This window comes from Bdellovibrio bacteriovorus str. Tiberius, assembly GCF_000317895.1.
GTDB lineage: Bacteria > Bdellovibrionota > Bdellovibrionia > Bdellovibrionales > Bdellovibrionaceae > Bdellovibrio > Bdellovibrio bacteriovorus_F.
Genome location: NC_019567.1, coordinates 405,879 through 430,694 on the forward strand (window position 1 = coordinate 405,879; position 24,816 = coordinate 430,694).

Genomic DNA, 24,816 nt, shown 5'->3' on the forward strand with positions numbered 1-24,816 from the left:
AAAAAACTTCATTGATAATAGCTATTTAGCCTTGATTTTGGGTGGCGGGGCGGGGGGTGGCTGATACAAGCCCTCGGTCCAGAAATGTAAAAAAATGAGACGTATCACTTTAGGAATTTCTGGGGACTCCGATGAGTAAGGTAAGCAAATGAACCGCCCAAGGGCACTAAAAAGGTGCACCAGAGTTTCAAGGATCGAAACTCAGGAAATCTTCAAGGAGGAGGAAACATGGGTCTCAGAATTAATACAAACAGTGCTTCGTTGAATGCTCAGAGAGTTCTCTGGGGGACGAAGATCGGTCTTGATAAGAGCATGGAAAAGCTCGCTTCAGGATTCCGCATCAACAGAGCTGGTGACGATGCCGCCGGCCTAGCGATCTCTGAGAATTTGAAAGCTCAGATTCGCGGTCTGAAACAAGCATCCCGAAACGCTCAAGACGGTATCTCTCTGGTCCAGGTGGCCGAGGGTTCCATGAACGAGATCTCTTCGATCTTGATCCGTCTGAGAGAATTGTCCGTACAAGCAGCTTCCGATACTATCGGTCCTGTAGAAAGACAGTTCCTGAACGTGGAATACGATCAGTTGGTTTCCGAGATCGACCGTATCTCCGAAGGTACAGAGTTCAACGGAACTCAGTTGCTGGCGGGTGTAGGTTCCATCCTGGACTTCCAAGTTGGTACCAGAAATAATCCTGAAATCGACCGTATCTCTTTCGACGCTTCCAAAGCCGATGCAAACTCTGCAGCTTTGGGTGTGAACCTGACCTCAGTATCTGACAAAGCTTCTGCACAGAACGCTTTGGCGGCGATTGACCAGGCGATCGTGAGTGTCTCCGCAATGCGCGCAGACTTCGGTGCGATTCAGAATCGTCTTCAATCTACAGTTTCAAACATTCAAGTGTCTGTAGAGAACATGTCAGCCGCTAACTCTCGTATCAGAGATGTGGATGTAGCTGAAGAGACATCTGAAATGACCAAGAACAACATCTTGTTGCAAGCCGGTACTTCCGTCCTAGCACAAGCGAATTCCCAAGCTAACGTAGCACTTGGACTCTTGAACAAGTCATTCCAGGGTTAATCCTTGGAGTGACCCAGGTTCCCGATCTTGACTGATCAAGATCACCCTCAAGTGTAACGACCCGAGCTCTGTAAAACGAGCTGACAATTTGATCTGTTTCCTGCGACGAGGCCGTCTTTCACGGCGGCCTCATTTTTTTCACTCAGCCTGTGACGGCGGATGTGAAATGCTTCTTTCTTCTGACGAAGACCCATCAAGGGTGACTTTGTCCGCCATTTTTCAAAGCTGCATTTTTCTGTCGCAGCGACCGAGCTTTCAAAAAAATTTCCCTCAGCAAAAAATAAAAAAGAAAAGACAAAAACTGGACTCGAGCAGTTGTGTTATTTTTCCGAAAAGTAAGCAGGGAACTGTATCGCAAGTTCCGAATATTAATTTTACAGGTGCACGGATCGCGCCTTATGCCAATGGATGGCACACTTTCACGGAGGAAGAAATATGAAGCACGGAGGATAGAATGGGATTAAGAATCGGTACCAATGTGGCAGCGTTGAATGCACAAAAAAATCTGTATATGACTAACATCAACGCAAACAGATCAATGGCAAGATTGGCTTCTGGAATGAGAATCAATCAGGCCGCTGATGATGCTGCAGGTCTTGCGATCAGTGAAAACCTCAAAGGACAAATCCGGGGTTTGAGACAGGCCAACCGAAATGCCAACGACGGTATTTCCCTTGTGCAGGTCGCAGAAGGCAGCTTGAATGAAGTTTCCAATATGCTCATTCGTTTGAGAGAGTTGGGTGTACAGGCTTCCTCTGACACAATTGGTGAAACAGAAAGAAAGTTTTTGGACGTTGAGTATCAACAGCTGAAATCCGAGATCCAGCGTATTACTGAATCCACGGTCTTCAATGGTTATGAACTACTTAACGGTACTGGTGGGATGATTGACATCCAGGTCGGCGTAAACAACGACGCTTTCCGCGACCGTATCAGCTTCAATGCTGGCGCGGCCAACGCCTCCATCGATGCCCTGGGATTGACGGCAGAGAATGTGGGGACCAAGGAAAGTGCTCAATTGAGCCTGGGTACGATCGATTCCGCTTTGACATCGGTGAACGCGATTCGCGCGAACTTCGGTGCGCTACAAAATCGTCTGCAATCAACATCGAATAACTTGTTGATCGCTGATGAAAACTTGTCAGCCGCGAATTCCCGAATCAGAGACACTGACGTGGCGGCAGAAACGTCCGAGATGACAAGAAATAACATCTTGTTGCAGGCGGGTGTGTCAGTCCTGGGTCAGGCGAACCAGTCACAACAATTGGCTTTGAAGCTTTTGGGCTAAGGCTGAATTATAACCAAAACTAAAAAACGGCTCCCTTCGGGGGGCCGTTTTTATTTGTTCCCATCATCGCCCGCGATCATTTGCATTTTCAACGCGTTTTCATTTAGACATTTCCAACCCCGGCTAGAGCGAATATTGTTGAATCAAAAGCATCTCCAAGGAACAACCAATCCTATGAAATTGCTAATGATTCTTCTGACCAGCATGGCTTTGCACGCTCAAGCGGCGTGGGACTTGAACGATGTCACTTACCTGATGCCTTTGCCCCAAACCGTGGGCGGGGATGGTCTGCTTAGACTTGAAAGTCCGGCTCGCGGGGGCGCTTTGCTTCCGGTGGCCATGGTCAATCAACTGCCAGTTTTGGCGATTGATCGCACTCGTCCGGAAGTGAACAGCACTCTGCGTGTGATGGCTGTTCGTATTGATCCGTGTTTCCCGCTTCCGACTCCACAATCATGTCAGCGTCAGATCCGTCTTGCGTGGCAGCCGATTGAAATGAACCGTCGCAATGAAGTTGAAACCGTCGATGCAGCCCTGCACAGCTTCTATGTTCTGCAGGACTGGGAGTTTGCGAATCTTTTGAAAGAGATCGACGCCTGGAAAGCCAGACACTCCGTGAACACCAAGTACATGCCTTTGCAGGTGCATCCGGCGTGGGCGGCAGAAAAAGATTCTTCTCCGGCACTGGCGGACTTCCAAAAGATTATTCTTAAATATGCCGGGGTTCAGAACTTCAGCCGGGTGACGGCGATGGTTCTGCGCGGTAACGGTGACATGTGGGCTTTTGCCGGGTTTGAACCTCGTAATAACAAACTGGAACTTTTGCCAATCCCACGTTTGAACCGTCTGTCCCAGTCCTTTATCAACATGGCGGTGCCGGCGGATCATTTCTCTGGCGGCGGGATTTCTCCGATTCCAAAGGGTGCAGACACTTTCAACAATATCGCTGCGGAATCCATCCGCATGGGTGAGGGCACCGAAGACACCATCCGCGAGGAAGTGCGTGCGGCTTTTCGCATCGAAAATCCCAAGTTCTTCAACCCGGAAAACATGGACTGCGTCAGCTGCCATGTGGCCCAGCCAGCCATTCACTGGGTTTTGAACAAACGTCCGGATTTACAGGTTGAAAAACTGTGGAGCCAGGAAATTTACGGCAATCCAAAATATGATCTGAAAAATACGAGTGTTGAGATCTGGAATACCCAGCAGATTCGGGCTTTGGGCTATTTCGGGAAGAACGTGGCCATCAGCCAGCGTGTGATTAATGAGTCCGCCGAGGTGGCGGACTTCATCAACAGAATTACTGCGCCAAAGTAAGAGGAATAAGGTCTACTGCGAAGCGGGCCTTGTCCTGATACTTGTACTCGATATCACCCGGAAGCAACACAGAGTTGTTCTCCGGATCGTAAGTCCAGCCACCATTGGCTTTATTCGGAATCACCTGACCGCGACCGGTGTTCAGTTGTTCCGGAGTTCCGTAACGAACGCGGATCTGCAAAGAGCCGTCAGCCGTTGCGCGTGGACGCTGGGTCAGGAAGATCTCTTTAGACAGAGTTTTTTTAGTGATGTCCGAACCGATGCGAGCCAGATCCTCACCAAATTTTTTGTTCACGATACCCACGATGTATTTGGATTTGATTGCGTCAGGGGCACCTTTGTCTTCGTTGGCGCGCACAATCAGCTCTTCCAGTTTCTCAGGGCCAAAACCAGTGCAAGTGCCGTTGTTTTTCGGCGTCTTCTGAGTCATGTCGAAGCACTGTTCGTTGTACTTATGGTGAATGCGCAAAGCCCAGTCTTTGTACTGATCAGAATCAGACGCTTTCACCAAAGCACCGTATACAGCCAATTTGTTGGCTTTGCCTTTTTTGAAATCCAGCAGAGTACGGGCCATTTGTTCCGGATTGATGCGGGATTGTTTGAATTCGTCAGCATCCGTCAGGAATACAACAACCAACTGGGCGTCTTCACGGAAGAAGCCTTCATTCACGCCACCACGGCCGGATTTTTCCAAAGCTGCGGTCAATGGAGCAAAGAATTCTTCATCTTCAGGACCGCCCTGGTCATACGGTGCAACACCTAAATCAAGAGTCGAAGCCAGCAGGTGCTTTTCCTTTTTGGTCACAAAACGTTTGTTGTAGTTCTGGGACTTGCCGTCTTTGATATGGCGAAGTTCACCAATACCGTATTTGTCTTTCTTCGTTTTCAGGAAACGGTCCGAGTTGTCCCACGTCGAGATCACGCCGATCTGATAGTCGATCATGGCGTTTTTGTTGATCCCGTTGGTGAAACGATCCAGATTGCGCACCAGATTTTCCTGGGCGGACTTCATGGATTCAGAGTTGTCAGTCACAAACAGAATGTCCACTTGCGGATTGAAATCCAGCTGGCTTTGGCCGCCGTCTTCCGTGATCCACTTGAATTCCTGCTGAGCCGGCATTTCATACTGCGGGATCTCAACTGGTGTTTCAGGGATTGGATCCTGCTGGGCCATAAGTGCCGGGGACTCAGGACTGCAGGCAGTGGCCAGCATCAATGCGGATGTATAAATGCAAAGAGCGATGATCTGTTTCACATTTTCCTCCTGATGTTCTGCGGGCAGGATTTGGCTGCCACGTCGTACTTATCAAGTTCATCAATCCATGGGCGACCGTCGTCCATGAACACCAGCTGATCTTCACCGGACTTTTTGAAATCGCCCTTGGAGTAAAGCTCCTGAGCCAGTTTCATGTCGGTGTGGATTCTTTGAATCGCTTCAACTTCAATCAGGTTCAGTTTCTGCACGATGCGGAAGTTTGCATCGGTTTCATCCTGCGCCAGTTTTTTCAGACGGGATTTCATCTTATCCAGGCTGTCCTGTTGAATTTTACTGACCTGGGACTGCAAAGTCGGGTGAGTGCCGCGGTTTTGCAGAACTTCCAGAGCTTTTTCAGCCACTTTAAAGCGCAGCATCTGTCCCTGAAGCTCGGTGTCTTTATAGTAAAGAACCGGAAGATCCAGAAGGGATTCTGCCACGTCAGAAGCTTTAACCGGGAAGCTTGTCACTTTGGTCAAAGCTTTAACAAAGGCCGCATTCATGCCGGTCTTGGAAAGGTTTTGAACTTCCAAAATACGGGCTTTTTGTCTTTCTTTGAAGATCTCATGAGTTTCAAAGACACCTTTGTAATCACAAATACGCAGCTGAGTCAGGGAGCGCAGGAAGTACGCTTCCGAGTTCACGACTTCACCAAACTGCGGGCTGACCAGAGTTTTAGTCTGAGCCAGGGCTTTTTCAGAATCGTTTTGGCGGAAGTAAGCCCAGCCTTTTTCTTCGACAGCCTGGAACCAGTAGTCGCTGCCTTTAGGGATCTGGTTGTAAAGCTTCAGGGATTCGTCAAAGTTGCCTTTGGCGAAAAGACCGCGGGCTTTTTTCATTGCGTCTTTGCTGGAGCAATCCACGCACTTTGGCAGAGCGTCTGTCTCCAGATTTTTGAAGTCCAGCATCTTCAGGGCTTCAGAGGAATTTTTGGCATCCAGGGCCGTCTCGAAAGATTTGCCCCAGTCCTTGATGGACAGCTTGTCAGCCGCACCTGCTACAGAAGCAGAGCTGACCAAGGCCATCATCAAAATGTTTTTCAGGAACAAATTGCCAGAGATCATAAAATCCATCCAAGTCCCAAAGAACCAGTCACAGTGTCCAGAGTTCTGGAGCCCGTCACGGGTTGATCTTTGTAAGTCTGGTATCTCATCTCTGCGCGAGCAGAAAGATTTTTGGTGATCCAGGCACCCACACCAGCACCCGCGGTCATCAAAGCCGTCGTGCCGCTGGAAAGAGTCATCTGACCGCCACCTGCCAGCAGGTAAAGGTCGAACTGAGTCACGCCCATATCAAGGAAGCTGGTTTTGCCATAGATCGGGTACCAATTCACAACTGCCAAAGCGGCATTTTCAGGATAGTCGATATCCACTGCGTAAGCGCGACCGCCAGCTTCGTAGTTCTTACGAGCTTGTTCGAACACACGTTTACCTTCATCAGTCAGGTTGTTGCCAAAGTCCATGTAGCGAACACCCAAAGACCAGCGTGGTGTGATGTGATAGTCCATCGCCAGGCTCAGGGATTGAGTTTTCACGTAAGAGTCACCACCGAAAGTGGAACCATAAGCCAAGCCGAACTCAACACGGTTTCTGCGCTCAACGATACGGTCTTGCACGATGCGAGTGCGAGTCTGGGATTTGATATTCTGAGCCATCTCTGCCAGCTCTTTGTTGCCACCCAAAGAATCAATGTCGTCAGCCAGTGTCGCTTTTTTAGCAGACGCTTTGCCTTGAGCCATTGCTGGAGAAGCCATAAATGTTGCAGCGATTACAGACAGGGAAAGCAGTTTAAGTGTTTTCATGACTATTGTGCTCCTGTGGGAGTTTGCGGGGCCGCAGGAGGAGTTGTTGGCTCCTGGGACACGAAACGGATCTTCAGCTTGTTCAGAGCTTCCGGAGTGGACAGACTGTTCGGGCTGTAAGCCTTAAAGCTCAGACGTACACGCAGGCCGTTGGCGTTGACCATGAATGAACCGTCTTTCGCCAATTGTGGTTGAACCGAGATATTCTTGGTGTCAAACACCAAAGAGAACTTCCATTTGGAATCACCCAGGTACTCGGGGTCTTTTTTGTTTTTGTCTGCAACAACGTGACGGGAACCATCCAGTTCCAGGAAGTCATTGCCCGTCGTGTAGCTAACACCGTCATAGCTGATCACCAGACGTGGCTTTTGAGCTGAACGACCGTCGATGCCCGGAACTTTCACTGTCACCGAGAATGGAATTTCCTGACCTTGCGCCACTTCCGAAGCCAAGCCATCGACTTTAAGGTCGGAAGGAGCTTCCTGGTTTTTGAACAGGAACAGATTCACTTCACGCTCGCGAACCAGACCTTTGAGTTTGTCTGCGTTCTGCTGGCTGGAAACAGAAGTGATTTCGGCCACCAGTTTCACGTTGAAGGTTTTCATGTTTTCATTGGAGGAAACGGTGTAAAGAGCCGGATTCCATTTCAACAGATAAAGATCTTTTTCAGCCTGGGATGCTGTCAGGGTTGCGCCTTCCGGAAGGTTTTTTGCCGTCAGGGAGATCTGCACACCCGGCACCAGAACGCGGGCATAAACTTTAAACACACCTTCCTGGCCTTCGTTGAAAGTCATCTGCGCATCAGGAGTGATGACGATGAATTTCTGGTCGATGGTGGATTCTTCTTTTACCACCACAACCGGTTTTTCAACGATCACGGTGTTGGTGATTTCACGGGGTTTGTCCTGGCCGTGAGTGATCACGTCCTTGGAATGCTTTCTCAAAGTATCCAGATCGAAAGCCTCACCTGTGGCAGTCTTTGATTCAGGAACCGGATTTTTATTCCAGTCACCGCAGCCAGACAGTACCAAAGTGACAGGGACAGCTAGAAGAGTGGTTTTAAGAAAGTTCATATTCTACCTCGCTTAGCGACTGCTTACGCGCATGAGTTCGAATGGATAAAGAACATCTACATTTACATTTCCAACCGGACGGGGGAACTGCCATGTTTTCATGCGTTGAAGCATGCAGTTTTCCACCATGCGGGATCCCAAAGAGGATTGCGCCACTTTGGCTGTGGTGATGCGACCTGCAGGGCCGATCACAAAGTCCACCGCCACACGACCACCGATGGATGGCTGGGCTTGCAGACCTTTTTCATAGCAATAAACGATTTGACCTCTGTTTTTGTTGATCACGGCGATGATCTGATCGCGATCCAGACCGCCTTCAACACTTGCTTCGTCATCCAAAGGCAGACTTACTGCGGAAGTGCCGCCGACCAAAGAGATCTTGCCGTTGCCAGCCCGGCCACCGCCGATGCCTGCTGTGCCGTAACCGCCAGCGCTGACAGCTTTGCCGCTGCCTTCACCTGCAGAACCGGCAATAAGACCATTGCCTGGCATATAACCTTTGATACCACCGCGACCTGCAGAACCGACACCACCACCGCCGCTGCCAACGCCGGCAGAACGAATGGCTTTCATGGAGTTGTTATCAAGACCCTCGTAACCACGAGTGCCCTTTGGAGTTCCACCCAAAGCAGCCAAGGCGCCGAAACGGGAAACGTCTTTGGCCTTCGCCGTGTTTACTTTGTAAGGTTTGGTTTTCAATTTCGCCTGAGCTTTCGGGCGATAGACTTTGTTGGTCTGTTTGATTTTCTTCTGGGAAACCTGAACGTGCTGGCGAGGTTCCGCTTTTTGAACTGGTTTTTCCTGTGGAAGTTCAATGGTCACCAGCATTGGTTCTTCCGCTTTGGTGAAATAGGACGCCCAGATCCAGGCGCCCATCATCAGGCTCAGCACCGCTGCCAGGTGAGCCAGTGAGGTTTTCTTGAGCATGATTTTAAGTTGTTCATCGTCTTGTTCATCTGCCAGCTGGTAAGTCGGGCTGTTTTGAGCAGAGGCGTCTGCCAAGCGCAGACGGCCCAGGCCTTCAAGCGCCACGCCCTGGTCACCCATCTGGGAAAGATCCACGGTTTGCAGCAGACGGTATTCAATGTCGTTGGAGTCAAGGGACTGCAGGTTGGAAACAGCCTCAATGCGACGGCTGTTTTTCAGGTAAACGATGTTCAGCGATTCGGAGTCCACAGCAAAGGTGCGGACTTTTTGTCCTAACCTGTTTTCGAGAATTAACAACTTTGCAGTACTCATATTTACGTCCTAGTTTCTTTTCTCGTCTTGGTCGATTTTGTCATCGAACCGGTTTCGGCCACCCAGGAGATCTTCAAGAAGCTTGTCGTTCTCTACGGTGGCTTTCGTATTCAGTGAGCTCTGGTACTTACCTCTGAGCGCACTGCCATCAAATTTGAACGAGGTGCCGAGTTTGGGCCTGTGGCTTTGCTCTTTTTTCACCTTATTCGATCCCGTCGCTTTTTGAGACGCCAGGGAAGGTACCGCTAGTAGACTAAGCAAAAGGGGGGCCACAACAATCAGGGATTTCATAGGCTCTTTCCTCTCTGAATTTGATTTAAACGGGCTTCCAGGTAGGACGGCATCAGAGGGTGGCCCATTTTTGTCTCTAGGTACTTCAGGTTTTCCAAATCACGCACATTGGATGGGTTTTCAGACACGGATTTACGTGCAGAAACCAGGTCACGGCTAGAGAAGGAAGAAGAACCCAAAGCATCAGACACGGCAGTTTTCATACGGCCACGGCCTGGAAGGTCTTCCAGAATCTGCATTTCACGCAGAAGCAGCTTCTGGATTTCAGGGCGGGCGTTTTTGTATTCGGAAGCCAGTTGACCCAAAGCTGGGGACTGAGCCCACAGTTCATCCATCTTCTGCTTCGCTGTGCGAGCCTTCAGCAGGTACGGCTTAGAGCGGCCTTTCAGCAGGTCCACATACTGACGCTGTTCTGCCGGGCTCAAACCTTTTGGCATTGGCAAAGAAGCAAGGTCTTTCACCAGACGTTCATTTTCAGATGCCACGATGTTCAGCGTGATCAACTGAGCCGTGATGTCTTTCAGTGCCAAAGATTCCTTCAGCAAGCCATCTGCTTTTGCTGTCAGGCTCATGCGTTCTTGAATGGATTTTTGCACAGTGCGGTCGTTCTTGCCGTTCAGCTGATGGGAAGCAATCTTCGGATGGAAAATAGCCACCTTGTTATAGAAATCTTGCTTTTGGAAGAACTGCGCTGCAGATTTGCGACGAAGCTCTTTCATTTCAAATACGGATTTCAAACCGGATTTGTCCATTGTGCGGGCATAAACCAGCAACGCTGTTTCATTCAGCAAATCCGGTTTTTGTTTCAATTCAGGAGCTTGAGCTTTCAGCTCTTTCACCGGATTTGAAGACAACAACACCAGACGGGATCTCATGATCAGGGAACGCTCACCTTTAAGACCGGCTTTCAAAGCGGCCTTGTAGTGTCTTTCCGGATTCATTTCAGCCAAGTCAGCCAGGGTGCCCAGACGGAACTCGCGGTCTTTTTCAGACACTTTCGAGCTACGAACCTGAGAAGCCATGCGGTAAGCGTTTTTGAAATCCAGATGCTTTTCATAGTGAGCGGCCAGTTGTTCGCGCAGCTCATCTTTTTTCAAGTCAGAAACTTCGTTCATGGCAATCAAAGCCAGGACGGACTGCACATAGATACTGTCTTCACCGGTTTTCTGAGCCAGAACGCTGGCATTGGTATAGAACAGAACCTTTTCAGTGGGTTTTGCTGTCGCCACGTCCGTGCTCATCACTTTCTTCAGGGCTTTTTTCATGTCTGAAGAAGATGATTTTGGATTGTTGGCAACAGAAGCCACTTCGTTCATCAGAGATTTACGAGCCAGTGCTTCAAACTCTGCACGGTGAGCCGGGAAAATCTTTGCATAGTCCCAAGCCCATTTTTGCAGGGTCTCTTCGTTCTTCAGCTGAGCCGCTGAATCTAAAGAAAGGTCGGCGGCTTTTTTGCGAAGATCCGCTGAACCCTTTTTATCTTCAGTCAGGTCGTTGAAGGCCACAGCGGCCTCTTTCAGCTGTTTCTGCTGATAGCTCAGGTAAGCCAGCTGGTAACGAACCTCAAAAGATTTTGCATCGTTGTCAGAATACTTCAGATAGTGAAGATAAGCTTCACGACGCAGATTCAGATCCTGGGACTTTTCCGCTGCGGAAACTTCATTGTTCAAAGCCTCTTCGCGCTCTTTTGCAGAGAACTTGCGGCTTTCGCTGATGCTGCGATAGATCTGGATCGCCAGAGGATATTTCTTCATGTCCATCGCGATTTGAGAACCACGGTTGGCCATTTCGATGTCCGTCGGGAAGGTCTTGTTATAGATAACGTAAGCGTTCAGCAGATCCTGATCCGGATTCAGCTTTTTCAGACGGTGAAGCTCTGTTACATAACGCTTCATCGTTTTTTGCAGTTCTTCACACTTGGATTCATCATCACAATCGGTGTTTTTGAAGGCCGCGGCCGCTTTGGCGAAGTCTTGCGTGGACTGCGTGGTCTGACCACGGTCATAGTTCACTTGTGCCATGCGAACAAACGCAGACAGACGCTCTGATTTAGTCAGATCGGGCTGTTCCAGGTAGCGGTTCAGGATTTTATGCGCCGCTTGTTTTTGTCCCAGACGGTCGGCTTCACCAGCAAAATGGAACAGAAGTTCCTTGCGGTTTTGCGCCGGAGCGAGCGTTTCAAACTGGGCGATTTCCCTGTCATTGATGTTTTTGCGGGAATAGAAAGTGGCCAGATCACGCATGATATCGGCATGGAAAACAGGGTCGTACTTGGAACCTTCTTCCGTGTCGCGGGTGATCAGGTGTTTGTTCTTAAGAAGCGTTTCCAGAATTGTGATTGCAGAGGAAAGTTTGTCCTCGTTGAAATCACACCAAGCCATGTTGTAAGTCACCAGGGCGCGGTTTTCCAGTTTGTCGTCTTTAAGTGCGATTACATAGTGATAACGGGCATCTCTGAACTTGTTCTTTTGGAACAACAGATCACCCAGTGAGGCGTGGGAGCGGGAAACAATCGCCGGATTGATTTTTTTGGCTTTGGCTTCCTTGATGATTTGTTCAAACAGACGAATCGCATTGTCGTTCTGACCGGCCATTTCGTACAAATGCGCCAGTTGGAACAGGATAGGACCGTGTTCGTTCAGGCTGACCTGACGAAGCAGATCTTCGTAAATGCCAATGGCCTTCTGACGGTCGGCTTTAGAGCCTTTGCAGCCGTCACAGTTGGCTTCAACTTCCAGCATGAAGCGGTCACGGGCACGTTCTGCCAGCAAATCGGCCAGACGCTGCTGAGTCGGAACCCAGGATGGATCTTCCTTGCCAATGGCTGACAGGACCCGTTCCATTTTCTGGATAACCAGATCCTGCGTTCCGGCGTTCATCTTTTCTGCATTTGCCAGACGAACGTTCAAAGCGCCAACAAGGACAACACTGAGAAGGGTGATTCGTCTTAGATTTTTCATTGTCCTGGCACCACTGCAAATTTAAGTTTTTCGATTCCGGCCAGGGATCCCGCTTTCAGCAAAGGATCCAGGTCTGCGTATCTCATTTCGGTGTCGGCCTGAACCATCAGTTCAAGGTCTTTTTCCTGGGCGTTCTTTTTCAATTCCGCCAGTTTCTTTGTCAGATCATTGGCAGCAATCTTTTTGTCATCCAGGAAGTAGTTGCCCTTTTCAATGCGCAGAATCGGGGTCACCTTTTCCACACTTTGACTGTGATGAGCCGTTGGCAGATTCAGCTGATTTGGAATTTCAGTCTCCATACCGCTGTTCTGAGTACCGATCAGCAGATAGATCACGATGATGGAAAAGGCGTCGATCAGCGAGGTCAGTGGCAGGGCAATTGCCAGCTCACGACCCACGCCGCGTTTCTTTTTACCACCACTCAATGCCAGAGCTTCTGTCATCGGAGATCGTTTAGGAGATGTTTCCAGGAAAGTCTTAACCATAAAATCCTACCCCAGCGGGGACAAGCCCACGCCTTCAAAGGCACTTTGTTTCAGGCGGTCCATCACGCGAATCACATCACCATAGGATGTGTTCGCTTCCGGGCGCACAACACTTGTTTTAAGGTCCGGCCATTGAGTGCGAAGATCCTTCAGCTTTCCTTCCAGCATTTCCCAATTCACTCCTTTGGAGGATCGGGCAATACGGGATTCAAGAACTTTAGCCTGAGGAAGATCACGCAAAGAGAGCTGAACGCCACCGTCAGCAGCCATCGTCACCCACAGGGAAGGGGGATTCTTGGCGCCGGCTGTGGAGTTGTCTCCAATAGCCTGCTTGGTATCCAGAGTCCCGATCTGAACCCACACCGCAGTCAGAAGCAGAAAGCAGATCATGACTGAAAGGATGTCCAGAATGGGAAGGATATTGATTTCGAAGTTCAACTCTTTGTTACTCATACCAGGGATCTTTCTTTTTTGTCAGAAACCGGTGCGTAGTGGAAACCCAGCTGGATGAACAGATTCAAAGCCGCTTTGTTCAGGTCTTCGTTCAGACGGGAAGCGCGGTTTTGAAGAACGGCATACATGATCAAAGCAGGAACTGCCACGATCAGACCGTAAGCTGTCGTATTCATCGCCAAAGAGATACCGTTGGAAAGAATCGCCGCTTTTTCAACCGGGTTCGCATTCGCGATACCAGCAAAAGAATGAATCAGACCGGTGATGGTACCCAACAGACCCACCAGGGTCGCAACGTTGGCGAACATCGCCAGGAAGCCGATGCGTTTTTCAACGCGTGTGTTTTCCTCAAGAAGGATTTCATCCATTTTAAGCTGGATTTCTTCTTTGCCGCCCATATCAATGGCAGCCTGGATGCCTGCAGAAGCAACAACACCAAGCGGCTCTTTGGCGCTCATTTGCAGGGAGCGGCGCAAAGCCTTGTCCAGATTGCCGTTTTTGATGTCTTCAGCAATTGTTTTGGACAGGTCTTTTTGGTTCACCTTGCGGTTTACAAATAGAGCGATAGAGCGTTCTGCGATAATTGCGACGGACACAACCTGAGCAGCCAAAATAGCCCACATCCAGAAAGCGTCAGAAGAAGTGAAAGCGCGACCAAGTGACAATAGGAATTCCATAAGTCCTCCGTTAAAAGAATCCGGAATCCTTATGAGCAAGGGGGGTGCCACAGCCCAGTGTCTCAATACGAGGCCCCCACAGAACCTTGTGTGAATAATTTCAACACCAGTGACGTTTTATGGCGTCACCGGTCCGTCACTGTAGGGGAATGTGGAATCACTCCTCGATAGCGGAAATGATGTTTTCCCAGAGCATGGGATTAAGCAGTTCAGAGCCGATCATCATCACCGGTTCAGCGTCTTTGGCGCGACCGCGTTTGGCTTCGGTGGGAAGATGCCCAGTGCCGCCGTGCTTATCAAACCAAGAGCGACGGATGGACAGGGAGTTGGAAACGAAAACATGAGGAAAGTGTTCCAGCTCTTTTTTATTGGCGCGACCGTATTCGAACGTGGAAAGAACATTGAATTTCTTCGAGGATTCAATGTGCTCCAGCTTCTGGAAGCCCAGCTCCATCAGATATTTGAACTTCTGACGGCCCGGCTGTTTGGAAGTGAAAATCAAATCCAGATTTCCGGAAAGGAAGTTTGCTTCCAGTTCATTCAGATCAAAGATGTCCAGCGTGATTTTTTTAACTCCGACCTCTTCAAAGCAAAGACGGGACGTGTTCAGCGCAAAATCTGAAAGTCCTTCCAGGGTGCCGATATGCAGTTCACCCACCATCTGGTTGTTGCTGATGCCCTGAAGTTCGGTTTCAAGACGGCGGATGGATTTTTCAAAGATTTCGGAAAGCTGGAAGGCCACGGTGGTCCATCCGGACTTTCTTTTCGCTGAACGATCCAGCAGGACGATTTTCAGTTCGTCCTCGATCTTGGCGATGATACGGGAAAGCTGGGGCTGGCTCAGGCCGACGTGCAGGGCGGCAGCAGAAAGATTTTTGAAGTTGACTGCTTTGGCCAGGACACTGAGTTCATAGTACAACTGTTGCATCTTGTCTCCGTATCAGGGTTTTCTAATATAATTGAGAAACGCAAACATACCCAGGAAGCCTGCGATGATATAGCCGATAAAGCTCACTGTCGGCATCCCGGCAATATGGCTGACGGTATCGTGCACATATACAAATGAAGCACTCATGATCAGGGCTGCGATGATCACACCCAGGAACAGCAGGTTGGAAGAACTTTCCACCGAGCGTTTCAGTTCTTTGATTTCAATCACATTCAGCTTGAAGGCATGATCCGGGCTGTTCACCTTGCGCAGGAAGAAGTTCAGCTGGCGGGGAAGGGCATTCAGGAATGTTTTGGATTCCCGGGCCATTTGCGACATGTCGTTCAGGATTCTTTCCGGGCCGAAGTGGGTTTTAGCCAGATCACCGGCAAATTCCAAAGAGTACTGAAGGAAGTCAAAGTCCTTATGAATCTTGCGACCCATGCCTTCGATGGAAACAATCGACTTGAAGAACAGCATCAGGTCGGTAGGCACCTGGATGTGGTGACGGGCGGCAATCCCGGAAGAGCGCATCAGCACTTTGCCCAGGTTTACGTTTTTTAGTGTCAGTCCAAAATAGGGCGCAATCAGTTCGCGCAGGTCCTTGGCAAAGATATCAATGTTCACGCGGTCAGTGAACGGCGCCAGGTCCACGTATTCATAGGCCAGACGTTCATAGTCTTCACGCGAAAGGGCCAAAAGCATATTGGCAATGGAAGCTTGCGTGCGCGTGTTCAAGCGGCCCACAACACCAAAATCAATCAAGCCGATTTTGTTTTCAGGCAGAACAAAGAAGTTTCCAGCATGCAAGTCACCGTGGAACAAGCCGTCTTCAAAGACCATCTTCAGATAGGCCTTCAAACCCCGGCGAATGACTTCCTGGGGATCAATGCCGGCTTGTTGCAATGAAGCTTCCTGGCTTAGTGGGACTCCCGGCAGGGCTTCCATAACCAGAACCCGCTCGGTGGTCAGATCCAGATAGACCTTGGGGATTTTGACGTTTTCATCGTCGGCGAAGTTTTCCTGGAAGCGACGGATGTTGTTGGCTTCAACAACAAAGTTGGTTTCCAGCTCCAGAGTGCGGAAGTATTCATCCACGATGCCCACAGGATTGTATGTGCGGGTTTCAGGGATATAAGTGACCAGCAATTCAGCCAGCAGATAAAGGACATTCAGGTCGTCGTTGATGGTCTGAATGATTCCCGGGCGCTGAACCTTGATGACAACGCTTTCGCCGGTGCTAAGGCGGGCGCGGTGCACTTGCGCAATGCTGGCAGAACCCAGAGGCTCTTGTTCGATGGTTTCAAATTTTTGGTAAAGGGAGTTTCCGAATTCCTCGCGCAGAACGGTTTCAACCGTTTCGAAGGACAGGGGCTGCACGCGATCATGCAGCTTTTCAAATTCAGTGACATATTCATCCGGAACCAGATCCGGACGGGTGGCAAGCAGTTGTCCCAGTTTTACGAAAGTGGGACCCAGTTCCTCAAAACTCATTCTCATCCGCTCTGGCGTCGAAAGTTGTTCGACGTCAGAGCTTGCGTTCAAACGCTGGATGATGAACTTACCGAGTTTTACCTTTTCCGCGACCTGGTGAAACCCGTGTTTTGCGAACACCCCCACGATCGTTCTCAGTCTTGCCGCGTTTTTTAGGGTCTTTCCGATCTGGCGTCCGGTGTTTAAGGCTGTCACTATTCTTCTCCGAATAGCCGTCATTATCCCGGAGTTTAGACTGTTCGGCAAACATCAATTTTTTACTGAGCTTTGGTTTGTCTGCAGCGTCCCCGTTGGCTTGTTCGCGGTATCTCTCTGGACCAAGGATCATCTCGAGCAAAGTCTTGTCAGGTCCGCGCTTTTCGCCTTCGTCGGAACGAGGTTTAAAGCTTTGGGCTTTTTCCACTTTGCGCAGCTTTTCTGCCGGGCCTTCCGGGGAATCCTTGCGGGCATCACCAAAGAAACGGGATTTGCCGGGCTTTTGCTTGAACCTGTCCGGACCTTCCTCGCGGAAGTTTTTCTTGCCGAACTCTTTCTTTTTGCCAAAGTCCTTTTTCTCGCCGTCTTTTGCGCCTTTTTTACTGACGTATTTTTCGGAACGATCGAACTCGCGATCCTGATGTTTCTTTTTGCCGTGGGCAATATGATCTTTCGGTCGTTTTTCACCATGCAGGCGTTTTAGAACCGCAGATGCAGATCTTTCCGCCGGGGTTCTGGTGTCGTCGTCGTGCTCTTCTTTTTCAAGTCCGGCCACGGCAAAGTTAATCTGGCCTTGCTCCGGATCAGCAGCAACCACCTGAATACGGATGCTGTCGCCGATCGAATAAGCAAAACCAGAACGTTTCGCCACCAGACGCAGATTTTCTTCATCGAATTCAAAGCGTTCACCACCCAGATCGTCCAGGCGCACCAGACCATCGATGTCGTATTCACGAAGCAATACAAACACACCGAACTTCGCCACGGAGCTGATCATGCCGTCGAATTCCTGGCCCACGAACTTCTGCATGAAGCGGGCTTTCTTGATGGACTGTACCTGACGTTCTGCTTTGGTGGAGCGTTGTTCAGCTGCGGAAAGAATGGTTCCGGCGGTAGCCAGATCATCTTCGCTCATCAGGCGGTACCGTGAATTTGGCATCACCTGGGTTTTAAGCAGGCGATGCACGATCAGGTCCGGATAACGACGAATCGGGGATGTGAAGTGAGTATAAAACTCAAAGCCCAGACCGAAGTGGCCGAGGTTATTCATGCTGTACTTGGCCTGACTCATGGATCGCAGGGTCAGGATGTTCAGGATCTGTGCTTCCGGACGGCCTTCAAACTCTTCCAGCGCTTTGGTCAGGCGCTTTTGCAGTTTTCCACTGCCCAGTTTGGTTTTGCCACCGAAATTCGCCAGATACTTTTCCAAAGTGCGAATCGCCATTTCATTTGGCGGTTCGTGGATGCGGTACAAAGCGGGGACTTCACGACCGTGCAGGAATTTTGCGACAGCGACGTTCGCTGCCAGCATCATTTCCTCAATCAGGCGATGGGCAAACAGACGCTCAGAGCGCTGAATGTCCACGGGAACGCCGGCCCCGTCGATAACCAGTTCGGTTTCCGGGATTTCCAGATCCAGGGATCCTTCTTTAAAGCGTTTGGCCATCAGAATCTTTGCAAGATCAGAAAGGCGCAGGATGTGCTCTTTAACGTGTTGGTGTTTTTCAACCTCGTTGCCGTCAATGATTTCCTGAGCTTCACCGTAGGTGACACGCGCTTTGCTTTCCATCACGGCTTCATAGAAGTCGGACTTAACAAGCTCGCCCGTGAAATCAAACAGCATCTCTGCAACCAGGCACAGGCGTGGCACATGAGGATTCAGGGAGCAAAGTCCGTTACTCAGGACTTCCGGCAGCATCGGCACCACAAAGTTCGGCATGTACACAGACGTGCCGCGCTCATAGGCGTCTTTGTCGATGGCGGTGCCGACTTTTACGTAGTGACTGACGTCAGCGATCGCGACGTAAAGCAGGAAGCCCTCGTTCAGAGTTTCCACATAAACGGCATCGTCAAAGTCTTTGGCGGTGGCGCCGTCAATTGTGATCAGGGCTTTGTCGCGCAGATCGCGGCGCCCTTTGAAGTCTTTTTCGTCAGGAACTTCGGTGAAGTGTTCGGCCTCTTCCAAAGTGGCTTTTGAAAACTCCAGTGGAATGTTGTTGGCGCGAATCACACGTTTCAGGTCAGTCAGGGGATCCATGGCATCACCGATGATTTCGGTGACTTTGCCCGTGAACGGTTTGCCGTCGTCGGGATAGCTGGTGATTTCGGCAGCGACAAGTTCCTTGTCTTTGGCTTGCATGGAGTCTTCGATCTTGATTTTCAGATCCTGACCCCAGCCCTTGCCTTCATCGCGAATCAGGCCGGTGCGCTCGTTCATTTTGAAGAAGCGGCCCACCACAGTTTTGGTTCCACGATGCAGAACACTGACCAGCTCGCCACGGAATCTTTCACCACCTTTTTCAGGGGTGACCTCCACCGAGACCTTATCATTGGTCATGATGCCTTCCATGGAGTGGCGGGGAATATAGACGTCGGGGTGTTCTTTGTCGTCGGGGATGAAAAATCCAAATCCGTCAGGATGTCTTTTGATGGTGCCGTTGAGGATTTTTTTCTTTTGCATTACAGGCTGTATTTCCTTTTATTTGAGATTAGCACAAGTTGCGCAGGCTTAAAGTAGAATTCTTTAGGCGACAAAATCGTCGTCGAAGTCCTGTTAATGTCAGCAATACTTGTGAATGAACAGATTGGTAAGATTCTCTGAGATTTATGAAGAGGTCAGAGAAAAGATTGGTACTTCATTTATAGCTGAGTTTTTCTAATAAGACAAATCTCGAAATTGTCCGCCGGACGTATCTCTTAAGTTGCCGATTATATTTAACTTATTTCTGAATATGGTGCCGGTCTTGCAGCCCTCTTGGCGAAAGGGTTGATATATGGTATATACAGAAATAGAGGGGTTTGAATGGGACCAAAAAAAGGCTCAGGCGAACTTTGAAAAGCACCGGCTTCGATTTGAAGAGGCTATTAAGGCCTTTGACGATCCCTATGCTTTGATTGATGAAAGTTTAAAAAGAAGTGTGGGTTCAGAAAGCCGGGCGGTTTTGATTGGTGAAGCCGACGGTCGTATTGTCGTAGTCGTGGTTTTCACTCTGCGAAGGCGAGGCAAATCGTTGCGAGTTATTAGTGCGAGGCGTGCCAGCAGAAAAGAAAGGAAACTTTATGAAGAAGCAAAAAGATTTTCGTTTTGATAAGGCCCGTCGAGTCAGCCCGAAGGAGACCGAGGTCTTTAAAAAGGCGATTGAGACTACTTTGGGAGTCAAACGACCGGCTCGCGGTCGTCCCGAAAAAGCTGTCGGTGAAAAGTTCCAGCCGATTTCAATTCGACTGCATCCTATGATTATTGCTTGGGCAAAAAAGGAAGGGAAGCGTCGGGGTGTGGGCTATCAGACTATTATTAATGAAGTATTAATGGCCAAAGCTGCTGCGTAGTTGGGGGAGGCCCCCAACTACGAGTTGTGCGGGTACTAGAAGTGCGCCAGTGCGCCCAGGGTCACAACGCTGGCTTTGTCAGTCGCTGCGCCATCGCCATCCACGAAGGCATCTTCGTTGGACATGTCTTGACGGTATTCCACATACAGATTGAAGTTGTCGTTCAGGATAAATTTGTCGGTCACACTGATAGAGTTCACAGTGTCAGCCGCGCCATAACCGATTTCGTTGGCACCGCGGACCATCTCATAACGCAGACCCAGGTTGTTGCGACCTAGACCATAAGTCAGTAGAACGGTGGTAGCGTCAGACCAGTGCAGGCGGTCGCCATCGGGTTTTGTCGTCAATGAATCATAGATCAATGCTGCCAGGAAGTTTTCGGTGATCTGATAAGAGGCCCACACGCTGGAAGACGATCTTTCAGTTTTCACACCTGCTGGGTCATCAGTTCCCAGATAGTAACCTGCAAACCAGGTCAGACCTGCCGCTTTACCTGTTGCAGACAGTTCCGTTGTTTTGGTCGGGGAATAATCTTCACCGAACGCACCGTAAGCAGCTTGGTTATAAGTGGACAGGGTTGCAGTCAGCCAGTCACCGGCAACATACTTCGCGCGCAAACCTTCACCGTAACCAGGTACGATGCTTTGGTAGGCGATGGTTGTGCTGTAGAAAGCATTTTCATACTTCATCAGGGACTCATAGCCCATGGTGGTCAGGAAGCGACCGAAGCCTATATATAGATTAGGCATGGCTTTATAAAAGATCTCTGCTTGGTCCAGCATACCAAAGTTCGCTGTTTTGTTGTCTTCAACACCCGGAGAAGATTCTGCTCTATAAGATGTCGGTGCATAATTCAGGCGGGTCAGGAAGTAAACTTGTTCGGTTTCCTTACTGATCAGCACTTGAGCGTTGCGCAGACGGTACGCTTCATTTGAAACACCATCTGTGTTTTGCATGGCTGTATCTTTAGTGGAAATGAAGCTGTAATCGAAAGCGACCTCTCCATTAACTGTTAAGCCGGAGATTTCTGCGGCTTGCGCATTGAAACTGCCAAGCACCAGCAAAGCGGACAATAGCATTGGGATCTTCACATGAACTCCTTATATATAAGTTCAAAAGTTGGTTAAGTTTGGCTGAAAGGTTAAGACCGAGGTCCGGTTGTGTAACGTAAAATGTTTGTAAAGCTAGACCTTGATCCAGCATTCCAGACCTAAATGGAGCTTTTGCGTCAATTGTCATTTCCACATTTTATTTTGGACCAACAAACAGCAGACAATTCACAACTATGCATCTTTCCCGAGGAAAAATTCGTGGTTTTACTTTTTCAATGAAAGCCGCTACTGGCGCGAGTTTGATTGGAATAAAAACTTTATAAAACGGGATTTTTAAGCGCTGGTACTTGGTAACAAAGTCCTGTGGAGTTGAAGTCACAGTCTTGATGCGTCTTTCGACTTTTTTGGTGGGTTGAAAACTTACCGAAAATTTTTGTTGTTGATCTTGGACTTGGTCCTCATTAGCATTTTTTCTGTAAACGATTAAAGCTTTTAATGGATTTAAAAGTTCATACGATTGCAACGAAACGAAAGGATGCAACAATGAAAAAGATTCTAGTAGCAGCAGCTTTGACTATGGCAGCAGCTCCAGCAGCAATGGCTTCTAAAGCACGTGTAGAGGCTTTGGCTAACTCACGTCACGTTTTGGATTTCCAAACTGCGTTTGACAGACCTTACCAATTCATGGCGCTTTCTGAACAAGCGACTATCGAATGGGGTCAAACTGGCGATACAGTTCCAGCAAACCCACACGCTGAAGGTGGTTTCGTAAAACGTCACGGTGACGATTCTGCATTCGGTCTTTACTTCGGTCGTCGTTCTGCTGACTTCTCTGAAGTTATCGACACTGTAAACGCTGGTGGCGCGGGCTTGTTGAAAGAACAAAACGGTCTGAACTTCTTCTACGCTTCCAAATTGAACGATTGGACTTGGGGTGCGACTCTGAAATACTCCAACGGTAAAGATGATGCTAACGACGCAAAAGTTTCTTCCATGGGTGTTGCAGTTGCAGCTTCCAATGGCACTTGGGACTTCGAATTGGTTCAAGGCTTCACTGGCAAATCTGAGAACGCAGCGGCTGAAGTTGAATCCAAAGGTTTGACTAACATCACTGTTGGCTACCACATGTCTCCAGAAATGGAATTCTACGCTAACGCTAAAATGGTTAAAGTTGAAGGCGATGGCGCATTGGCTGGTCAAGAAATCGAGAAGAACTCTTATAAATTGGGTATGGTTAACACTCTATCCAAGTCTGAAGAAGGTAACTTCTTCTACGGTGTAGAAGTAGCTTCCGTTAAAACTAAAGACGTTTCTGAGTCTCTGTTGCTTCCAGTTTACATGGGTGTTGAGCACAACGCAGCTTCTTGGTTGGTTCTTCGTGCATCCGTTGCTCAAAACGTGATCCTGAACGAAACTAAAGACGATGCCTCTGGTGACAAAACAGATCTTGATTCAACTGCAATGGCAGCTGGCGTAGGTATCAAATTCGGTAAATCTCTTATCGATGCTACCTTCACTCAAACTGATGCAGGTACAATCAACTCTGACAACTTGTTCTCTCAAGTTGCTTACACTTACACTTTCTAAGACCTAGTCTTAAAGTATAAGAACTCAAAGCCCAGGTAACCCCTGGGCTTTTTGTTTTTTAAGAGTCCTTAATCCATTCTTTTCCGCTCCTGATCGCCCATTCGGACGATATCTTTCTGTTATTAATTCTGAAAAACTCAAGAAAAACTCAAATAGATTGGCGAGACAAACTCTTATAATGTCTGCTGACTAAGTTGATGTTAGTTTACTTTTTAACATAGCTTTAACAACTAAAGCGTATAACAGATTTCTTTATTGGTAATATTGAACGTTGGAAGGAGCCATGGAGAAAAAGATACTTCTTGTTGATGACAACAAGGATTTCGCCCTGCTTTTTCAGGCTAAATTCAGTCATTTGGGAAAGATTGAGTGTGCTTCCACTTTCGCGGAAGCAAAGCGATTGATCGAAGATCAGTCCTGGGATCTGTTTTTCCTGGATCACACGCTGGATGAACAGACTTGCTTTGAGCTTATTCCGCCGATTCGTGAGCGCAGTCCTCGCGCCTTTATCATGATTGTTTCCGGGAATGCTGACAAGGACATGGCTATTCGTGCGGTTAACAGCGGCGTCAGCGGTTTCCTGGAAAAACCTATCAATGAAGGGGACCTGCAAAGCCGCCTTGCCGCTATTGGCTGGTATGAAGCGCACATCTCGTTGGATGATAAAAACCGCAGCATCTATGTGTCCGGCAACAGTCATGCCCTGACAAAAGTGGAATACATGATTCTACGAATTCTAATGGATAAAAAGAATCAACTGGTCACGCGTATTGAACTGGAAGAAAACATCTGGGGCGGACGCCACATCGTGAAGAACTCTCTGGACACTCACTTGTATAATCTGAAGCGAAAGGTGCCGGAGCTTAAAGGACGGCTGTCCTCGATTCATGGGACTGGATACCTGCTGAAGATCTGATGAAAAACCCCACTCCGAAAGAGCGGGGTTTTTTTGATTTTATTTGCTTGCTTGTTGAGTGAAGCAAATGTCTTTCGCCGTAGGGCCGGCGGCGGTAGAGCCATCAGCATATTTCAGCGTGATCGAGCCACCTTTCAAGCAGCGGTCCGCTTCATCAAAGTTGTAACCTGAAGAGGCAATGCTCAAAGTGACCAGGCCTTTTCCTTCTTTATAGATCTGGACGTAGCCTGTTGCAGTCGATGCTGCGCTGGTTTCCGGATCAGTTACTGCCAGGGTCAACCAGAAGGCCATATAACCATTTTCAATTTTAGGTTCAACGGCATTGTTGTAGCCACCATTTTTGTAGTTCATGACCATTGTAGCTTTGGCGATATCAAGGGTCAGGCTTCCGGCTGCATAGCCTTTCGCAATCACAGTTCCAGAGCCGTTTTTCCAGGTGGTGTCGCCTTTGCCTGTCATTGAACCATTGGATTCTGGTGAAGAATCATTGGCATCGGTGGAAGTCAGGCTGGAGTTTTCAATCCAGGTCAAACCTGCAAAGTCGCCATCGGTCTCGGTTTCGGTGCAGTTAACGAATTTCACGCTCAGGTTCTTTTTGAAGCCATCCTGATCCTGATCGACCCAGTCAGATTCAGGAGTGATCGCCTGCATGCAAGAGTCGCCACCACGTGGTTTGTGGAATGCCGGAAGCTGGCTTGTAAATGTGCTGATATCAAATGAGCTCACCGCATTGTTAAGCAAAGTGGTTGTTTGAGCGCCACTGCCGGAGATGGTGTCCATTTCAGCGGAAGTTCCTTTCGCCGCCGTTGGAGGTGCTGTGATACTGGAACTTGGGGCTGCAACATCTCCACTTGCAGAACCGCCACCACCGCCGCCGCCACCCGAGCAAGCTGCCAAAGAAAGAAGGGCCACAGACAACGAACACTTCAAGATTTGAGTCTTCATCAAATTAATCTCCTATATGTTTGATGGAATACTCATGTTAGGGCGCAGTGATTTGAATTGGCCATTCAAGAGGATTTCAATCGAAGACCAGTGGTCCAGAAAAGGGAAAACCCAAGCCCTGGGGGGAAGGCTTGGGTTTGGGGGAACTTGAATTAAATTAGCTAATTACTGAATGCCAGAGTTTGTAGTAGTCTTAACAACCTTCACAGTCGGGGAAAACTTGGACTGAGAAGCTGTGTGAGCGTGACGGCCCATGTTTGCTTTGTCTGCACATTTAGTAGCACCGAAAGAAGCTGTAGCTGACATTGTGATGATTGCTGCTGTGATGATTTTAGTGAATGTCATTTTGAACTCCTTTGTAACAAGCGGTATACATACACCTATTGCTATGATCGTGCCATGGTGGGTGTTTAAAGATGAGAATCCATCGACCTGCTGTCAGGCACTTAGCAA

23 protein-coding genes are annotated in these 24,816 nt (G+C 48.9%); 7 read left to right on the forward strand and 16 right to left on the reverse strand.

What is annotated here, in order from left to right:
• The first annotated feature begins 228 nt into the window (after positions 1 to 228).
• The 3 genes from BDT_RS01990 to BDT_RS02000 all read left to right on the forward strand — a co-directional run bounded on the left by BDT_RS01990 (position 229) and on the right by BDT_RS02000 (position 3,682).
• The gene (locus BDT_RS01990) at positions 229 to 1,077 is read left to right on the forward strand and encodes a flagellin N-terminal helical domain-containing protein (protein ID WP_011162997.1); all 849 of its coding nucleotides are present in this window, start codon (positions 229 to 231) and stop codon (positions 1,075 to 1,077) included.
• Positions 1,078 to 1,531: 454 nt separating this feature from the next.
• Complete coding sequence (locus BDT_RS01995; protein WP_015089592.1) at positions 1,532 to 2,365, forward strand: flagellin N-terminal helical domain-containing protein; 834 nt, start codon at positions 1,532 to 1,534, stop codon at positions 2,363 to 2,365.
• 174 nt (positions 2,366 to 2,539) lie between these two features.
• On the forward strand, positions 2,540 to 3,682 hold the full coding sequence (locus BDT_RS02000; protein ID WP_235046230.1) for a hypothetical protein: 1,143 nt from the start codon (positions 2,540 to 2,542) through the stop codon (positions 3,680 to 3,682).
• Here BDT_RS02000 and BDT_RS02005 read toward each other — a convergent pair.
• The 13 genes from BDT_RS02005 to rnr form a co-directional block, all read right to left on the reverse strand.
• Positions 3,666 to 4,937, reverse strand: a complete 1,272-nt coding sequence (locus BDT_RS02005; RefSeq protein WP_015089594.1) for a hypothetical protein — start codon at positions 4,935 to 4,937, stop codon at positions 3,666 to 3,668. The genes BDT_RS02000 and BDT_RS02005 overlap by 17 nt on opposite strands.
• Positions 4,934 to 6,001, reverse strand: a complete 1,068-nt coding sequence (locus BDT_RS02010) for a hypothetical protein (protein ID WP_015089595.1) — start codon at positions 5,999 to 6,001, stop codon at positions 4,934 to 4,936. Before BDT_RS02010 ends, BDT_RS02005 begins: the two co-directional genes overlap by 4 nt.
• Positions 5,998 to 6,738, reverse strand: a complete 741-nt coding sequence (locus BDT_RS02015; RefSeq protein WP_015089596.1) for an outer membrane beta-barrel domain-containing protein — start codon at positions 6,736 to 6,738, stop codon at positions 5,998 to 6,000. The genes BDT_RS02010 and BDT_RS02015 overlap by 4 nt, the downstream gene beginning before the upstream one ends.
• 2 nt (positions 6,739 to 6,740) lie before the next feature.
• Entirely contained in the window at positions 6,741 to 7,811 is a 1,071-nt protein-coding gene (locus BDT_RS02020; RefSeq protein WP_015089597.1) for a hypothetical protein, read from the reverse strand.
• Between the two features lie 12 nt (positions 7,812 to 7,823).
• Positions 7,824 to 9,050, reverse strand: a complete 1,227-nt coding sequence (locus BDT_RS02025; RefSeq protein ID WP_080602317.1) for an AgmX/PglI C-terminal domain-containing protein — start codon at positions 9,048 to 9,050, stop codon at positions 7,824 to 7,826.
• Positions 9,051 to 9,059: 9 nt separating this feature from the next.
• On the reverse strand, positions 9,060 to 9,341 hold the full coding sequence (locus tag BDT_RS02030) for a hypothetical protein (protein ID WP_041576864.1): 282 nt from the start codon (positions 9,339 to 9,341) through the stop codon (positions 9,060 to 9,062).
• Positions 9,338 to 12,301 (reverse strand): tetratricopeptide repeat protein, encoded by a 2,964-nt coding sequence (locus BDT_RS02035; protein WP_015089599.1) that lies wholly within the window; start codon positions 12,299 to 12,301, stop codon positions 9,338 to 9,340. Before BDT_RS02035 ends, BDT_RS02030 begins: the two co-directional genes overlap by 4 nt.
• On the reverse strand, positions 12,298 to 12,786 hold the full coding sequence (locus BDT_RS02040) for an ExbD/TolR family protein (protein WP_041576866.1): 489 nt from the start codon (positions 12,784 to 12,786) through the stop codon (positions 12,298 to 12,300). Before BDT_RS02040 ends, BDT_RS02035 begins: the two co-directional genes overlap by 4 nt.
• A 6-nt stretch (positions 12,787 to 12,792) precedes the next feature.
• Positions 12,793 to 13,239: an ExbD/TolR family protein gene (locus BDT_RS02045; RefSeq protein ID WP_015089601.1), complete on the reverse strand. Its 447-nt coding sequence runs from the start codon at positions 13,237 to 13,239 to the stop codon at positions 12,793 to 12,795.
• Entirely contained in the window at positions 13,236 to 13,916 is a 681-nt protein-coding gene (locus BDT_RS02050) for a MotA/TolQ/ExbB proton channel family protein (protein ID WP_015089602.1), read from the reverse strand. The genes BDT_RS02045 and BDT_RS02050 overlap by 4 nt, the downstream gene beginning before the upstream one ends.
• A gap of 157 nt (positions 13,917 to 14,073) precedes the next feature.
• Positions 14,074 to 14,844, reverse strand: a complete 771-nt coding sequence (locus BDT_RS02055; RefSeq protein WP_015089603.1) for a LysR family transcriptional regulator — start codon at positions 14,842 to 14,844, stop codon at positions 14,074 to 14,076.
• Between the two features lie 12 nt (positions 14,845 to 14,856).
• Positions 14,857 to 16,344: an ABC1 kinase family protein gene (locus tag BDT_RS02060; protein ID WP_235046331.1), complete on the reverse strand. Its 1,488-nt coding sequence runs from the start codon at positions 16,342 to 16,344 to the stop codon at positions 14,857 to 14,859.
• Positions 16,345 to 16,405: 61 nt separating this feature from the next.
• The gene (gene rnr, locus BDT_RS02065; protein WP_015089605.1) at positions 16,406 to 18,994 is read right to left on the reverse strand and encodes a ribonuclease R; all 2,589 of its coding nucleotides are present in this window, start codon (positions 18,992 to 18,994) and stop codon (positions 16,406 to 16,408) included.
• Positions 18,995 to 19,307: 313 nt separating this feature from the next.
• On the opposite strand from rnr, the gene BDT_RS02070 reads away from it, so the two are divergent.
• Together BDT_RS02070 and BDT_RS02075 are read left to right on the forward strand one after the other, a co-directional pair.
• Positions 19,308 to 19,622 carry a BrnT family toxin gene (locus BDT_RS02070; protein WP_015089606.1) on the forward strand — a complete coding sequence of 105 codons (315 nt, stop codon included), beginning with the start codon at positions 19,308 to 19,310 and terminating at the stop codon, positions 19,620 to 19,622.
• Positions 19,594 to 19,863 carry a BrnA antitoxin family protein gene (locus BDT_RS02075; protein ID WP_015089607.1) on the forward strand — a complete coding sequence of 90 codons (270 nt, stop codon included), beginning with the start codon at positions 19,594 to 19,596 and terminating at the stop codon, positions 19,861 to 19,863. Before BDT_RS02070 ends, BDT_RS02075 begins: the two co-directional genes overlap by 29 nt.
• Before the next feature lie 35 nt (positions 19,864 to 19,898).
• Here the strand turns inward: BDT_RS02075 and BDT_RS02080 are convergent, their stop codons facing one another.
• Positions 19,899 to 20,954: an outer membrane beta-barrel protein gene (locus tag BDT_RS02080; protein WP_148278666.1), complete on the reverse strand. Its 1,056-nt coding sequence runs from the start codon at positions 20,952 to 20,954 to the stop codon at positions 19,899 to 19,901.
• Between the two features lie 504 nt (positions 20,955 to 21,458).
• On the opposite strand from BDT_RS02080, the gene BDT_RS02090 reads away from it, so the two are divergent.
• Together BDT_RS02090 and BDT_RS02095 are read left to right on the forward strand one after the other, a co-directional pair.
• Positions 21,459 to 22,502, forward strand: a complete 1,044-nt coding sequence (locus tag BDT_RS02090) for a hypothetical protein (RefSeq protein ID WP_015089609.1) — start codon at positions 21,459 to 21,461, stop codon at positions 22,500 to 22,502.
• 283 nt (positions 22,503 to 22,785) lie between these two features.
• Positions 22,786 to 23,418: a response regulator transcription factor gene (locus tag BDT_RS02095; protein ID WP_041576871.1), complete on the forward strand. Its 633-nt coding sequence runs from the start codon at positions 22,786 to 22,788 to the stop codon at positions 23,416 to 23,418.
• 39 nt (positions 23,419 to 23,457) lie between these two features.
• On the opposite strand, the gene BDT_RS02100 is transcribed toward BDT_RS02095, so the two are convergent.
• A complete protein-coding gene (locus BDT_RS02100) occupies positions 23,458 to 24,363 on the reverse strand; it encodes a hypothetical protein (protein WP_015089611.1) in 906 nt (301 codons plus the stop codon).
• Positions 24,364 to 24,528: 165 nt separating this feature from the next.
• The gene (locus BDT_RS02105; protein WP_041576873.1) at positions 24,529 to 24,708 is read right to left on the reverse strand and encodes a hypothetical protein; all 180 of its coding nucleotides are present in this window, start codon (positions 24,706 to 24,708) and stop codon (positions 24,529 to 24,531) included.
• Positions 24,709 to 24,816: the final 108 nt, after the last annotated feature.